The organism is Allocoprococcus comes (assembly GCF_013300725.1).
In the GTDB taxonomy this organism is placed as follows: domain Bacteria; phylum Bacillota; class Clostridia; order Lachnospirales; family Lachnospiraceae; genus Allocoprococcus; species Allocoprococcus comes_A.
In genome coordinates this window covers 1-14,847 of record NZ_JAAIMM010000021.1, presented here as the reverse complement: position 1 = coordinate 14,847, position 14,847 = coordinate 1, and the positions used below count along the sequence as shown (strand labels likewise).

Sequence of the window (14,847 nt, the reverse complement as noted above, 5' to 3'; positions counted from 1 at the left end):
AGATATAAAGGAGGAAATTAACATGAAGGTTTTATTAACAGGATTTGATCCATTTGGGGGAGAAAGTGTAAATCCGGCATTCGAGGCAATCAAGCTTCTTCCGTCAACAATTGCGGGAGCAGAGATCGTATATGTAGAGATCCCTACAGAATTCAAGAAAAGTGCACCGGCAGTTGAAGCAGCGATCAAGGAACATAACCCGGATATAGTGATCAACGTAGGTCAGGCAGGCGGACGTTCCTGCGTAACGGTAGAAAAAGTAGGAATCAACCTTGCAGATGCCCGGATTCCGGACAATGCAGGTGACCAGCCACTTGATGAGCCACTTCAGGCAGACGGTCCAACCGGATACTTTGCAACAATTCCGGTAAATGCAATGGTTCAGAATGTACGTGCTCACGGACTTCCATGCCATGTATCTTTTACAGCAGGAACCTACGTATGCAACTGTGTAATGTACAATGTACTGCATATGTGTGCAACCAAATACACCAACATCCGTGCCGGATTTATCCATGTTCCATTCGCATGCGAACAGGTTGTAGATAAAGCGAACGGAATGGCAAGCATGCCGCTTGAGACCATCGCAAAGTCTCTGGAATACTGTATTGAAGCTGTAGTGAATAATACAGAAGATGTAAAAGAGGCTATGGGAACTACCCATTAATATGTAAATAGGAAATACCGTCGCATTGGAAATGAGATCTGATGCGGCGGTATTTTTTTGAGAAATTCTATCAAAAATACAGTATCATATCACTTAAAGAGAATGAATGTTCATTAAATATTAAAAAATTCTATTATAAAGAAAAAGAATTGATTTGTCATGGAAAAGAATGTTATGTATAATATGCATAAAGAAAGCGAAGCGGAAATAAGAAAAATGAACAATTTTACGAACGAAGAGAGCTTTTTTTAAAAAATCAAGTTGATTAAGAAGGTGAAGAAAACAATCTAGTGGGGAAAAGATTATCGTAAAAAAAATATGGATGGAAAACAATAACAGAGGCGAAGGAGAAGTGAAATGAGTAATTTAATGGGGATGCTGACGACTATCCAAAGTTATGTATGGGGACCTCCGACATTGTTGCTGCTGATCGGTACAGGGCTTTACTTTACTATCAAATTGAGAGGGCTGCAGATCACAAAATTTCCACGTGCGGTAAGGATCATCTTCGAAAAAGAAAGTGGAACCGGGAGCGGAGAAGGAGATGTATCGGCATTTGCGACGCTATGTACAACGATGGCAGCAGATATAGGAACAGGAAGTATTGTTGGAGTTGCAACGGCGCTTCGAATTGGTGGACCGGGATCGTTATTCTGGATGTGGATTTCAGCCATACTTGGTATGGTGACGAAATATTCGGAAAGTCTTTTAGCGGTAAAATATCGAGTGACGGACGAGAATAACCAGATGGCTGGCGGACCGATGTTTTATATCCAAAATGGTATGGGAGAGAGGTTTATTTGGCTTGCAAAAATCTTTTCTGTGTTTGGCATATGTACAGCATTATTTGGCTGCGGAACGTTTCCGCAGGTAAATGCGATCACAGAATCTGTCAATGTGACATTCCATATACCGATCATTGTAGCAGGTGTGATTGTGACGATACTTACTGCGGTTGTAACGATCGGAGGAATTAAAAGTATTTCAAAGGTTGCTGAAATTGTGGTGCCGATCATGGCGCTTACTTTTCTTGGAGGCTCGGTAGTGGCGCTGGTGATCAACCGGGCGGCGGTACCGGATGCTTTTAAGACCATTTTTACCTGTGCATTTGCAAAAGAATCGGTAATCGGAGGAACTGCAGGAACAGGTGTCATTACGTTTATGACGGTTATGAGAACCGGGATTGCCAGAGGGGTCTATACAAATGAGGCAGGACTTGGAAGTTCACCGATCGTTGCAGCAGCAGCGAAGACGAACTCCGGTGTGAGACAGGGGCTTCTTTCCATGACAAGTGTGTTTGTTACTACGATTCTGACCTGTTCTATGACAGGACTGGTTATCATCAGTAGTGGGCTGATGAACAGTTCGGATATGAACGGAAGTACGCTTGTTACGGCGGCATATAACATGTGTCTGCCGCACAATATAGGAAAGTATCTGATCGCAGTAGGAATTATGTTCTTTGCATTTACCACCATTTTGGGATGGAATTATTACGGAGAACGCTGCCTGGTTTATCTGACCGGCACAACAAAATGGATCAAACCATATAAGATCATCTACATTGCAGCGATTGCACTGGCGCCGTTTTTATCGCTGGAACCAATCTGGCTCCTGGCAGATATCACGAATGCGCTGATGATCATTCCAAATCTGATCGCAATTATTGCACTTAGAAAAGTGATCATTGGGGAAACAAAACTGTATTTTTCAAAACCAAATATAAAAAAAGTTTCTGTTGGCGTGAAAGCGACAGAATCATAGGAAATATCCTGATGGTAGAAGTGTTCTGCTATCAGGATATTTTTATTGTGTGTATTTGGGAGAGCGATTCAAATTTCTGAGTCCTTTGTTATTTGAGGTTGTGATATCAACAGACCTCTTTATTTTCAGAACATTTGCTAATTGAAGACGGACTGGGACCATGTTATAATCAGGCAACAAGATGTGGAGAAAAAGAACGATAGAAAATCTAAAAATCAAATTATAGTCATATAACCAGCAGCTTATGGAAACTCATATCTGAAAATGCTCCTGATAAAAATTGTAGCGGGAGGAAATATATGAGAACGAAATTACAGAAGTATTTCCCAATGATAAAGACCAGGCAGGCGATTCTGGACGAGATTGATGGGAATACAAAAATGCATAGTGTTTTTTACAGCTGGGAAAAGAAACAGAAGGAAGAATTTTTAGATTTTTGTACAGGTGTAAAAGGGGTAAAATTACTGTATGATTCATTTTTTAAGCAGATTATGAATCCGGAGACGGCACCGAGGCGGCTGGAAGAGTTTATTTCAGCAGCAATAGGGGAGAAAGTGAAAATCCTGCATGTGCTGCCAAATGAATCTGCGAGAATTGCAGCAGAGGATTCACTTTTAATTATGGACATGGTGGTACAGTTGACGGACGGAAGTCTGGCAAATGTGGAAATCCAGAAGCTGGGATACCGCTTTTCAGGACAGAGAAGTGCGTGTTATTCAGCTGATTTGCTTTTACGGCAGTATAAGCGACTACGGGAAGAAAAAGGAAAGAGTTTTACATATAAAGATGTCAAGAACGTATATACAATCGTGTTATTTGAAAAAAGTGAGAAGAAATATCATGAATTTTCAGAGCAGATTTATATCCATCATATGGAGCAGAAAAGCGATACCGGAATCCAGGCAGATCTGCTTCAGAAATACACGTTTATATGCCTTGACATCTTCCGGGATGTCATTCAAAATAAAGATGGAGAGATTGAGAATAATCTGGAAAAATGGTTATTATTTCTAAGTGAAGATAATCCGGAGAGAATCATGCAGCTAGTCGAAAAAATACCGGAGTTTAAGGCTCTTTATGAAGAAGTATATACCATGTGCCAGAATGTGGAAAGGATGATGGAAATGTTCTCGAAAGAGCTGGAGATATTGGATAAAAATACAGTACGGTATATGATCGATGAGATGCAGGAAGAGCTTGAAGGGCAAAAGAAAGAAATCGATGCCAAAAATAGAGAGATCAAAGGACAGCAAAAAAAGCTTGAAGATCAAGGCAGGATCATCCATGAAGATGCAAAGCGTATAGAAGAAATGAATCAACTTCTTAAAAAAAGAGAAGAAAAGATTCAGGAACTGATGGAGCAGTTAGAAGAGTCATCCAGATAAGAGAAGGGCGTACTGGTTACTGGCTATAATAAAAGATGAATATCGTCGCATTGGAAATATGTCTGATGCGGCGGTATTTTTGCGTTAGAGGATAAATAAGGTTGTGACAGCACAATTAAGTATAATCTGTGTTTCCATCAATTCTCTTTCAGAAGATTCCAACACCCCCAGAAAATCATTCGATACCGTTGAACAGGCGGATTTCCAAATATATGTACTCCGGTTCCCTTCGAGGCAATGGAGATGAAACCCAGGAATCGTGGAAGCCATTGCTGAACACGATTCCCGTTTTCGGGGGTTCATCGGAATGTTTTGCCGAGGGGAACCGGAGTACATATATTTGGAAATCCGCCGCCACCAACCAACAAAATTTTCCTCCACCAGTTGGAAATCCCCCGCATTTCTGCTAGAATGGAACACAGAGAAAAGGAGCGAACACAATATGAATTTTGCGCATTTGCACGTCCATACGGAATACAGCCTTCTGGACGGTTCAAATAAAATTAAAGAATATGTTGCCAGAGTCAAAGAACTGGGGATGACAGCCGCGGCGATCACAGATCATGGTGTTATGTATGGCGTCATTGACTTCTACAGGGCGGCAAGGGCGGCAGGAATCAATCCTGTGCTGGGATGCGAAGTCTACGTGGCACCGGGATCCAGATTCGATAAAACGGCCGTAGGACGCGATGAGGACCGATATTATCACCTGGTACTTCTTGCCGAGAATAATACGGGCTACGCCAATCTGATGAAGATCGTGTCACGTGCATTTACGGAAGGTTACTATTATAAGCCAAGAGTAGATTATGAGCTTCTGGAGACCTATCACGAAGGAATCATTGCCCTCAGTGCATGTCTTGCCGGAGAGGTACAGAGGAATCTGGCGAGAGGGATGTATGAAGAAGGAAAAAAGGCTGCGCTTCATTATGAACAGATTTTTGGGAAAGGCAACTTTTTTCTGGAACTGCAGGATCATGGGATTCCGGAGCAGCGCACCGTCAACCAGCAGCTGATGCGTCTGTCGCAGGAGATCGGAATCGATCTTGTGGCGACCAATGACGTGCATTATACCTACGCAGAAGATGAAAAGCCACATGATATCCTGCTTTGTCTTCAGACAGGGAAAAAGCTCGCAGACGAGGATCGGATGCGCTATGAAGGCGGACAGTACTACGTGAAGTCCAAAGAAGAGATGGCAGAACTTTTCCCATATGCACCGGAGGCGCTGGAAAATACACAGAAGATTGCAGACAGATGCCATGTAGAGATTGAATTTGGTGTGACAAAGCTTCCGAAATTCGATGTGCCGGAAGGATTTACCTCATGGGAATATTTGAATAAGCTCTGTTTTGACGGACTGAAAAGACGATATGGAGAAGACCCGGATCCAGCTCTTGTGGAGCGTCTGAATTATGAATTGGGCGTTATCAAAAGCATGGGTTACGTGGATTACTTCCTTATTGTATGGGATTTCATTCATTTTGCAAAAAGCAATGGAATCATGGTTGGACCTGGGCGTGGATCTGCGGCGGGAAGCATTGTGGCGTACACACTTGCGATCACCAATATCGATCCGATCCGGTATCAGCTGCTGTTCGAGCGTTTCCTGAATCCGGAACGTGTGTCCATGCCCGATATCGACGTGGACTTCTGCTTTGAAAGAAGGCAGGAGGTCATTGACTATGTTGTGCGTAAATACGGCAAAGACCGGGTGGTGCAGATCGTAACCTTTGGTACACTGCAGGCGCGCGGGGTGCTGCGGGATGTGGGAAGGGTTATGGATCTTTCCTATGCCTTTGTGGATTCAATTGCAAAGATGATTCCGAAAGAACTGAATATTACACTGGATAAATCCTTGAAGATGAACCATGAGCTGAAGAAGCTCTATGATGAAGACCCGCAGGTAAAAGAGCTGATCGATATGTCAAAGAGACTGGAAGGTCTGCCACGGCATACATCCATGCATGCCGCGGGAGTCGTGATCAGTCAGAAGGATGTGGATGAATATGTTCCGCTGGCACTTGGAGCGGACAATAATGTGGTCACACAGTTTACCATGACTACGCTGGAAGAACTGGGACTTCTGAAAATGGATTTCCTAGGGCTTCGTACCCTGACCGTCATCCAGGATGCGATCAGACTGGTTGAAAAAAGTACCGGTGTGAAGCTGGTAACAGAAGAATTAAATTATAATGATAAAGCAGTACTTGACTATATCGGAACCGGCAAGACAGACGGTATTTTCCAGATAGAAAGTGCAGGGATGAAGAGCTTCATGAAGGAGCTTCGCCCACAGAGCCTGGAAGACATCATCGCCGGAATTTCCCTTTACCGTCCGGGGCCGATGGATTTCATTCCGCAGTATATCAAAGGAAAGAACCATCCGGAGCTTATTACTTACGAATGCCCACAGTTAGAGCCGATCCTGGCACCGACCTACGGCTGCATCGTATACCAGGAACAGGTTATGCAGATCGTGCGTGACCTTGCCGGATATTCACTTGGGCGAAGCGACCTTGTACGTCGTGCCATGAGTAAGAAAAAGGGCGACGTGATGCAGAGAGAGCGTCAGAATTTTGTATATGGTAATGAGGAAGAAGGCATTCCGGGCTGTGTCAAAAATGGAATCGATGAAAAGGTTGCGAATAAGATCTATGATGAAATGATCGATTTTGCAAAGTATGCGTTTAACAAATCACATGCGGCAGCTTATGCGGTTGTCTCATACCAGACAGCGTATCTGAAATATTATTATCCGGTAGAATATATGGCAGCGCTTATGACTTCTGTCATCGACAATCCGGGAAAGGTTGCCGAATACATTTACACTTGCCGACAGATAGGAATTTCTATCCTGCCGCCGGATATCAATCGTGGGGTTGGTGATTTTTCTGTGGATAATGGTAATATCCGTTACGGACTTGCGGCGATCAAGGGGGTCGGAAGACCGGTGATCGAGCAGATCATCCGGGACAGAGAAGAGCATGGCACGTTTCGTGATCTGAAGGATTTTCTGGAACGGCTTTCCGGTAAGGAAGTCAATAAACGTGCGGTAGAAAACTTTATCAAATCCGGCGCATTTGACAGCCTGAAAGGGACCAGAAAGCAGTTTATGATCATTTATGTGCAGATCATGGATCAGGTAGCGCAGAACAAGAAAAATTCGCTTGCCGGACAGATATCGCTCTTTGATATTGTGGATGACGAACAGAAAAAAGAATTTGAGGTCACGCTTCCGGATGTGGGGGAATACCAGAAGGAGACGATGCTTGCATTTGAAAAAGAAGTACTCGGCGTGTATATCAGCGGACATCCATTGGAAGAATATGAAGAGAAATGGAGGAAGAGTATTTCTGCAACAACATTGGATTTTCAGCTTGATGAAGAGACCGGACGGACAAAAGTGCGTGACGGGTCAAGGGAGATCATCGGTGGTATGATCACATCAAAGACGATCAAATACACAAAGAAGAATCAGACGATGGCATTTATTACCGTAGAGGATCTTCTTGGAACGGTAGAGGTTGTCATTTTCCCGCAGAGCTATGAGAAGAGCCAGCAGTATCTGCAGGAGGACAGCAAGGTATTTGTGCGCGGACGCGTATCGGAAGAGGACGATAATGCAAGTAAGCTGATCTGTGAGGAAGTAATTCCGTTTGAGATGACGAAAAAAGAACTGTGGATCCAGTATGCAGACAAACAGAGTTACCTTCAGGATGAGCAGAATCTGTTCCGGATGCTCGCGGAAAGTGAGGGCGAGGATCAGGTTGTAATCTTCTGCAAAGCGGAGAGAGCGGTAAAAAGATTGCCTAAAAACGCAAATATCCAGGTAGAACCTGGGATTTTGAGCAGATTGACGAATTATTTCGGAGAAGATTGTGTAAAAGTAATAGAAAAACCCATTGAAATGAAGGGGTGAATATTATACAATAACGTGTGAATTGAGATAAATTAAGCAAAAGGATAGTAAAGTTACAAAGTAGAAGAGACGGAGGAGACATATCATGGCAGAAAAAGTAATCAGAACTATCGGCGTATTGACCAGTGGTGGAGACGCACCGGGAATGAACGCTGCAATCCGTGCAGTTGTAAGAACCGCATTGGGCAAAGGACTGAAAGTAAGAGGAATCAGAAGAGGTTATTCAGGACTTCTTAACGAGGAAATTATTGATTTAAGTGCCAGAGATGTATCAGACACGATCCAGAGAGGTGGAACGATTCTTCTGACAGCCCGTTGCGAGGAAATGCGTACACCAGAAGGACAGCAGAAAGCAGCAGCAATCTGTAAGAAATACGGAATTGACGGTCTGGTAGTTATCGGAGGAGACGGTTCCTTCAAGGGAGCACAGAAATTATCTGATTTTGGAGTAAATACAATCGGACTTCCGGGAACGATCGATCTTGATATCGCATGTACAGAATACACAATCGGATTCGATACAGCGGTTAATACAGCGATGGAAGCAATCGACAAAGTACGTGATACATCTACATCACATGAAAGATGCAGTGTTATCGAAGTTATGGGACGTGATGCAGGATACCTTGCACTGTGGTGCGGTATTGCCAATGGAGCAGAGAAGATTCTTCTTCCTGAGGAACATGACTACGATGAAGCAAAGATCATTGCAGACATCAAAGAAAGCAGAAAACGCGGTAAAAAGCATTACATTATCATCAATGCCGAAGGTATCGGTGATTCTATGAATATGGCAAAGAGAATCGAAAAAGAGACAGGTATGGAGACCCGTGCTACGATTCTTGGTCACATGCAGCGTGGTGGAAGCCCGACAGCAAAAGACAGAGTTTATGCATCTATCATGGGATCTCTTGCCGTAGATCTTCTTCTTGAAGGAAAAACAAACCGTGTAGTAGGATACAAACATGGCGAGTATATTGACTTCGATATCAACGAAGCACTGGCAATGCAGAAAGGAATTCCGGAGTACCAGTACGATATCGCAAAACAGCTTGCCATCTAATAACAGACAGATTGGATGACGTGTATGACACAGGATGTATTATTGACGATTTCCGGACTGCATGATATGGCATTTGCAGATCCGGAAGAAAATGAAGAGAATGAGCCGATCGAAGTGATCACTCCGGCGAGCTATTACTGGAAGAACGGAAAGCATTATATTCTTTATGATGAAGTAATGGAAGGGATTCCGGGGGTGGTTAAGAATAAGATCAAGATCACCGGTGAAGATTCGATGGAGATCATGAAGAGCGGAATTACGAATGCACATATGGTATTTGAGAAGAATCAGATGAATGTTACTTATTATGATACACCGTATGGGCAGCTTCATGTTGGAATTCATACACGGAAGCTGGATGTGAATGTGGATGATGAGCGAATTGATATTGCTGTGGAGTATGGGCTTGATGTGAATCATGAAGCGACGGCAGACTGCCGGATCGCAATGAGCATAAGACCGAAAGCACAGGCAGAGGAAGCAATTTCAGGAAAATAAAACAAAAAGGGTAAATGATTCGATCGGCTCAGAATCATTTACCCTGTTTTTCATTATGGGGAATAAAAAAGAACGTACCTTATGGCACATTCTTTTTTAATCTTACTTGTTCCGCAGTCTTGCCCAGAATCCTTTTTTCTTAGGTGGAGTCTCAAGAGAACCTCTGACTCCTTTTACTGCAGTGATGTAAATACCGCTTACGGTTGCTTTTACTTCTTTTTTGACTGGAATAAGATCATAGATGCTTGCATCACACATCAGAGTCATGATCTTTGGTCCGACTTTTGCCTTGACTACCGGTACCTTTGAACGACGAAGATACTTAGGTGTATTCTCAAGAACAACTGACGGGAAACCGGCATCTTTAAGCTTCATCTTACCTTTGTCGATAACCAGGATGTTGACCTGCTGTGCAGCAGCTGCAATCATCTCTTCCTGTTCTGCCTGCTTTTTCTGCGCTTTCTTACCGAGGAAATACAGAACAACCAGGGCGATAAGCAGTACGGCAAGAATTACCAGTAATACGATCGTTATCTTACTCACGGGTTTTCCTCCTCAAATCATATTTACACATAGCTTATTGTAGCATTGTTTGTAGACAAGTGCAAGTAATTTGAAGTTTTTGGCGGCTTTTTGAAAGTAATGGAAAATCTGAAATAAATGTGAATTTTGGGAAATCCCTTTTCAATGACGGATTATGTGTTATAATCATATGTAGCGCTCTGATGTGGGTGATTTGGACAGTCAGAGAGAATGAAGATATAAGAGGTGTAAAATAAAATGAAAAAGAAATTAACAGTACTGGCAGCAGGTATCTGTGCATTGTCATTACTTCTTACCGGATGCTCCGGTGAGATTTCCAATGATTATGTTACGATTACAAAATATAAAGGTGTGGAGATTGATAAAGTAGATGCGGATGCGATATCGGATAATGATGTAGAAACACAGATCAACAGTGTGCTTCAGTCTAAATCAACTACAACAGAAGTTACAGACCGTGCAGCACAAACCGGAGATACAGTAACGATCGACTATGAAGGAAAAAAAGATGGTGTGGCATTTGATGGTGGAACAGCGACAGATGCACAGCTTACATTAGGAAGCGGTCAGTTTATTGACGGATTTGAGGACGGTGTTGTCGGACATAATATCGGTGATACCTTTGATCTGGATCTGACTTTCCCGGAAAACTATGGAAATGAAGAGCTTGCAGGTCAGGCAGTTGTGTTTACCGTTACACTGAAGGGAATTAGCCAGACCGATGTACCGGAGCTTACCGATGAATTTGTACAGAGTGTTTCTGAGACTTCCAAGACGGTGGAAGAGTACAAAAAGGAAATCAAAAAATCTCTGAAAAAAAACAGCAAAGAAAACCAGCAGAATACAATCAAGGAAAATGCATGGAAAGCAGTACTTGAGAACACAACTGTGAACAAGTATCCGAAGAAGGATCTGAAGAATATGATCAGTTCGATCAAGACACAGTATAAGAATATGGCATCTTATTATAACCTTGATTTTGCAGATTTCCTTAAACAGTATATGAATATGGATGAGGAAACTTTTAATTCAAAGGCAACCCAGGCTGCAAAGGATCAGGTAAAGGCCAACCTTGTGGCAGATCTGATCATTGAGAAGGCAAAGATCGATGTGTCAGATAAGACACTTGAGAAGAAGTATAAGGAGTATGCAAAGGCTTACGGATACGAAGATGTAGATGCACTCAAAAAAGCACTGGAAGATGCCGGGAACCTGGAGAATCTGGAAAAGACAGCAAGACTGGATATCGTAGAAGACTGGGTAGCAGACAACTGCAAGCAGGTGAAAAGTACTTCATCTGACAGCAGCAAAAGCGGTTCAAGCAATACAGGAAGTACCGGCAGCACAGAAAGTACAAAATAGATATAAGCAAACAGTCAAAAGGCGGAGAGTAAAATCTTCGTCTTTTTTCTTCCTGAAGGGAATGGTATGATATAGAAAGTAATTGTTTTTACAAAATGAAATATGCTACAGGAGGACAAGATGAAAGCAGTACTTTTTGATATGGATGGCATCCTGATCGATACAGAGAAATATCTGACAGTATACAAACAAAAGGCAATGCGGGAGGCGGGATACCGGCTGGACCTGGAAACGGCCTACAAATTCCGCAGCTGTGCATCCGTATTTGCAAGAGAGCAGATGAAGGAAATTTTTGGAGAGGATTTCCCATACAATGAGCTCAGACGGCGCAGACAGGAACTGATGAGTGATCACATTGCGCGTTTCGGAATCGAGAAGAAGCCGTATGTGGAAGAGACGATCAAGGAGCTGAAAAGACGTGGTTATCAGAGAGCGGTTGTGACGGCTACAGCGGAAGACAGGGCTGTGCGTTATCTGGAAATGGTCGGATTTAAAGAGCTGTTTGATGAGATCATCAGTGCATCTATGGTGAAATTGGGAAAACCGAGGCCGGATGTGTATCTCTATGCCTGTGAGAAGATCGGGCGGAAGCCTGAAGAGTGCATGGCGGTTGAAGATTCACCGAACGGGGTAAATGCGGCTTATCAGGCGGGCTGCCATGTGACGATGGTTCCGGATCTGACACCTGCGGACGAAGAGGTCAAAAAGATGGCAGATCATGTTGTCCCAGATCTGCGAGGACTTCTGGAATATCTGAAATAACCCCTGAAAATGAGGAGAGCCGATATCCGGTTTCCCGAATATCGGCGTTTATGAAAAAGAAAAATTTTATTATGTGAAAAGGTTTATTTCCTTTTGACAATTATTAGTATACTCATATCTTGTGAAAAAAGTGTGTTTATAATTTGAAAGAATTATGAACGTTTGTGAACATGTTATACATATATTCTGAAGGAACCGCAGAAAGCAGAGTCTGTAGCCCGGCAAAAGGAATTTAATCTGTTCCGGGAAGCATCGACCGGACGAAAAGCGAAAACAATTCCCGCATGCATGGAGAAGTAAAAAACATGGATTCCGGATGCCACTGTACGCCAAGTGCAAAAGGCTGTCCTTCGATTTCGATTGCTTCGACTGTGCCATCAGAAGTGTGTGCACAGGCATGGACATTTTTTCCGAGCAGATGAACGGACTGATGGTGGAAACTATTGGTGTACAGAGTGTCTCCGGTCAGTTCATGAAGATGGCTGCCTTTGGTGATGAAGATCTGATGCCACATATCGCTGCGGTTCTGTGAGGTCTGCATATGCAGAAAAGGATCTCCGGGCTGGCAGGAAAGATCCTGATAGACCGTTCCGCCACAGGCAGCGTTGAGTACCTGCATACCCCGGCAGATGCCGATTACCGGCAGATGCCGTTTTAAGATTTCCTCTGCAAAATGAATCTGGAAAAGATCCACAGAAAGATTGGTCTGTCCTACACCGGGAAGTGGATCTTCATTGAAGAGAAACGGTGTAAAATCACCTCCTCCGGGGAGTAGAAATCCATCGCATATGTCAAGATAAGAATCGATCGGGAAGTCCTGAGGAAGAATCGGTATCAGAAGGGGGATTCCTCCGGAAATGCGGACTGCCCGCACATAGGTATCGGTTACAAACTGGTTTTTGCCGTCGAAGCCACAGCATAAGATTCCAACAACTGGTTTCATATTTACAATCCTCCTCTTTATCAGATAAAACAGTTGTTACAAAATATGTGGAGTCTGTATGAAATATGTATTATAATAGAAAAAGCAACGTGCCAGATGGCAGGAAAGGAGTTCCTATGAAACTGGTTATTCCGGAGTATAAAACATTAGAACTTGATACGATATTTTTAGATATGAACGGGACGATCGCTGTGGACGGTGTGATCCCGCCGAGTGTGAAGGAACGTCTTATCGCACTTTCAGAGCAGTTCCGAATTTATGTACTGACTGCAGATACGCATGGAAATGCGAAAGCGCAGTGCGAAGGGCTTCCGGTGATCCTGGAGACATTTCCGACAGGTAATGCAAAGGAGTATAAAAGGGAATTGGTAAAAGCAACCGGTGCAAAGCGCTGTGTGGCAATCGGCAATGGCAGAAACGATGAGTGGATGCTGAAAGAGGCGGCACTTTCCATCGCTGTTATGGATCGGGAAGGTGTCTATGGGAAATTATTGAAAAATGCGGATCTCTGTGTCAGATCTATGCAGGATGGACTGGATCTTCTGCTCTATCCAGGCCGGATCATTGCAGGACTCCGTGGATAATATTTGCAGAAGAATACGTAAGAGTATGTGGAAGGAGAAAAAATGCATCAGGCTATAGTGACATTGAAAAAGGGCGAGGGACGTCTGCTGAAATCAGGCGGCGCCTGGATATTCGATAATGAAATTGATTCGATCATGGGAGAATTTGAGAATGGTGACATTGTGATCGTCCATGATTTTGACGGGTACGGAATGGGAAGAGGATTTATCAATATGAATTCTAAGATCCGGATCCGTATGATGACAAGAAAGCAGGATCAGGAGATCGATCATGCATTTCTGGAAATGAGAGTGAGAGATGCGTGGGAATACCGGAAAAAGACAGTAGATACATCAAGCTGCCGTGTGATTTTCGGGGAAGCGGATTTTCTTCCAGGGCTGGTGATCGATAAATTCTCGGATGTGCTGGTTGTAGAGTCTCTTGCACTCGGAATCGACCGGATGAAAGAAGAGATCGTGGACATTTTGAAAGCGGTTCTTTCAGAAGATGGAATTACGATCCGTGGCGTGTATGAACGGAGCGATGCAAAGGTTCGTCAGAATGAAGGCATGGAGAGAGTCAAAGGCTTTATCGGTGAAGAATTTGATACCAAAGTTGAGATTGTGGAAAATGGTGTCAGATACATGGTTGATGTCAAAGACGGACAGAAGACAGGATTTTTCCTGGATCAGAAATACAATCGTCTGGCAATCCAGAGACTTTGCAAGGATGCAGAGGTTCTGGACTGCTTCACGCACACTGGCTCTTTTGCGCTGAATGCAGGGATTGCAGGGGCAAAGCATGTAACAGGTGTAGATGCTTCAGAACTTGGCGTAGAACAGGCAAGAGAGAACGCAAGACTCAATGGATTAGAAGACAGAGTTGAATTTGTCTGTGCAGACGTATTTGACTTGCTTCCAAAGCTGGAAGAAGAAGGAAAGCAGTATGATGTGGTAATCCTGGATCCACCTGCATTTACCAAATCCCGTAAGACGATCAAGAATGCGACAAAGGGATATCGCGAGATCAATATGCGCGGAATGAAGCTGGTAAAACCAGGCGGATATCTGGCAACCTGTTCCTGCTCGCATTTTATGGATTATGAGCTTTTTACGAAGACGATCCACCAGGCAGCGCAGAATGTGCATAAGAGAGTCAGACAGGTAGAATACCGGACACAGGCACCGGATCATCCGATTTTGTGGTCTGCAGAAGAATCGTATTATTTAAAATTCTATGTGTTCCAGATCGTCGATGAAAAGTAGACTTTAAACGCATTGTAAATACTGCAATTTATATAATAAAAAGGGGATTGAATATGATATGCTACCCTCATATAGGACAATGAAATATAAAAGTCCTATATGGGGGTAT

General features: G+C 43.4%; 12 protein-coding genes. 10 read left to right on the top strand and 2 right to left on the bottom strand.

Annotated elements, in window-relative coordinates; all coding sequences use genetic code 11:
* The first annotated feature begins 22 nt into the window (after window positions 1-22).
* The 6 genes from pcp to G4407_RS11430 all read left to right on the top strand — a co-directional run bounded on the left by pcp (window position 23) and on the right by G4407_RS11430 (window position 9,299).
* Entirely contained in the window at window positions 23-667 is a 645-nt protein-coding gene (pcp, locus tag G4407_RS11455; protein WP_173688991.1) for a pyroglutamyl-peptidase I, read from the top strand.
* A 357-nt stretch (window positions 668-1,024) separates the two neighbouring features.
* Window positions 1,025-2,431, top strand: coding sequence for an alanine/glycine:cation symporter family protein (locus tag G4407_RS11450; RefSeq protein ID WP_173688990.1), 1,407 nt, complete (start codon window positions 1,025-1,027; stop codon window positions 2,429-2,431).
* A gap of 299 nt (window positions 2,432-2,730) precedes the next feature.
* Window positions 2,731-3,816: a PD-(D/E)XK nuclease family transposase gene (locus G4407_RS11445; RefSeq protein WP_173688989.1), complete on the top strand. Its 1,086-nt coding sequence runs from the start codon at window positions 2,731-2,733 to the stop codon at window positions 3,814-3,816.
* Window positions 3,817-4,258: 442 nt separating this feature from the next.
* Window positions 4,259-7,738: a DNA polymerase III subunit alpha gene (locus tag G4407_RS11440; RefSeq protein ID WP_173688988.1), complete on the top strand. Its 3,480-nt coding sequence runs from the start codon at window positions 4,259-4,261 to the stop codon at window positions 7,736-7,738.
* Window positions 7,739-7,823: 85 nt separating this feature from the next.
* The gene (gene pfkA / locus G4407_RS11435; RefSeq protein WP_055247911.1) at window positions 7,824-8,801 is read left to right on the top strand and encodes a 6-phosphofructokinase; all 978 of its coding nucleotides are present in this window, start codon (window positions 7,824-7,826) and stop codon (window positions 8,799-8,801) included.
* Window positions 8,802-8,825: 24 nt separating this feature from the next.
* Complete coding sequence (locus G4407_RS11430; RefSeq protein WP_055247913.1) at window positions 8,826-9,299, top strand: YwiB family protein; 474 nt, start codon at window positions 8,826-8,828, stop codon at window positions 9,297-9,299.
* Window positions 9,300-9,401: 102 nt separating this feature from the next.
* Here the strand turns inward: G4407_RS11430 and G4407_RS11425 are convergent, their stop codons facing one another.
* Window positions 9,402-9,842, bottom strand: coding sequence for a hypothetical protein (locus G4407_RS11425; RefSeq protein ID WP_022221110.1), 441 nt, complete (start codon window positions 9,840-9,842; stop codon window positions 9,402-9,404).
* Between the two features lie 237 nt (window positions 9,843-10,079).
* Here G4407_RS11425 and tig point away from each other — a divergent pair, with 237 nt between their 5' ends.
* Together tig and G4407_RS11415 are read left to right on the top strand one after the other, a co-directional pair.
* Window positions 10,080-11,204 carry a trigger factor gene (tig, locus tag G4407_RS11420; RefSeq protein WP_173688987.1) on the top strand — a complete coding sequence of 375 codons (1,125 nt, stop codon included), beginning with the start codon at window positions 10,080-10,082 and terminating at the stop codon, window positions 11,202-11,204.
* A gap of 120 nt (window positions 11,205-11,324) precedes the next feature.
* Window positions 11,325-11,966, top strand: coding sequence for an HAD family hydrolase (locus tag G4407_RS11415; protein WP_173688986.1), 642 nt, complete (start codon window positions 11,325-11,327; stop codon window positions 11,964-11,966).
* Window positions 11,967-12,198: 232 nt separating this feature from the next.
* Here the strand turns inward: G4407_RS11415 and G4407_RS11410 are convergent, their stop codons facing one another.
* Window positions 12,199-12,909 (bottom strand): gamma-glutamyl-gamma-aminobutyrate hydrolase family protein, encoded by a 711-nt coding sequence (locus G4407_RS11410; protein ID WP_173688985.1) that lies wholly within the window; start codon window positions 12,907-12,909, stop codon window positions 12,199-12,201.
* Between the two features lie 116 nt (window positions 12,910-13,025).
* Between G4407_RS11410 and G4407_RS11405 the strand changes: the two genes are divergently transcribed.
* Both G4407_RS11405 and G4407_RS11400 read left to right on the top strand, forming a co-directional pair.
* The gene (locus G4407_RS11405; RefSeq protein ID WP_022221108.1) at window positions 13,026-13,493 is read left to right on the top strand and encodes an HAD family hydrolase; all 468 of its coding nucleotides are present in this window, start codon (window positions 13,026-13,028) and stop codon (window positions 13,491-13,493) included.
* Window positions 13,494-13,535: 42 nt separating this feature from the next.
* Window positions 13,536-14,738 (top strand): class I SAM-dependent rRNA methyltransferase, encoded by a 1,203-nt coding sequence (locus tag G4407_RS11400; RefSeq protein ID WP_173688984.1) that lies wholly within the window; start codon window positions 13,536-13,538, stop codon window positions 14,736-14,738.
* The last annotated feature ends 109 nt before the right edge of the window (window positions 14,739-14,847 follow it).

What these genes read in the sequence shown, in the direction of transcription:
- pcp (WP_173688991.1), top strand. Translation starts at nt 23, where the DNA reads ATGAAGGTTTTATTAACAGGATTTGATCCATTTGGGGGAGAAAGTGTA.
- G4407_RS11450 (WP_173688990.1), top strand. Translation starts at nt 1,025, where the DNA reads ATGAGTAATTTAATGGGGATGCTGACGACTATCCAAAGTTATGTATGG.
- G4407_RS11445 (WP_173688989.1), top strand. Translation starts at nt 2,731, where the DNA reads ATGAGAACGAAATTACAGAAGTATTTCCCAATGATAAAGACCAGGCAG.
- G4407_RS11440 (WP_173688988.1), top strand. Translation starts at nt 4,259, where the DNA reads ATGAATTTTGCGCATTTGCACGTCCATACGGAATACAGCCTTCTGGAC.
- pfkA (WP_055247911.1), top strand. Translation starts at nt 7,824, where the DNA reads ATGGCAGAAAAAGTAATCAGAACTATCGGCGTATTGACCAGTGGTGGA.
- G4407_RS11430 (WP_055247913.1), top strand. Translation starts at nt 8,826, where the DNA reads ATGACACAGGATGTATTATTGACGATTTCCGGACTGCATGATATGGCA.
- tig (WP_173688987.1), top strand. Translation starts at nt 10,080, where the DNA reads ATGAAAAAGAAATTAACAGTACTGGCAGCAGGTATCTGTGCATTGTCA.
- G4407_RS11415 (WP_173688986.1), top strand. Translation starts at nt 11,325, where the DNA reads ATGAAAGCAGTACTTTTTGATATGGATGGCATCCTGATCGATACAGAG.
- G4407_RS11410 (WP_173688985.1), bottom strand. Translation starts at nt 12,909, where the DNA reads ATGAAACCAGTTGTTGGAATCTTATGCTGTGGCTTCGACGGCAAAAAC.
- G4407_RS11405 (WP_022221108.1), top strand. Translation starts at nt 13,026, where the DNA reads ATGAAACTGGTTATTCCGGAGTATAAAACATTAGAACTTGATACGATA.
- G4407_RS11400 (WP_173688984.1), top strand. Translation starts at nt 13,536, where the DNA reads ATGCATCAGGCTATAGTGACATTGAAAAAGGGCGAGGGACGTCTGCTG.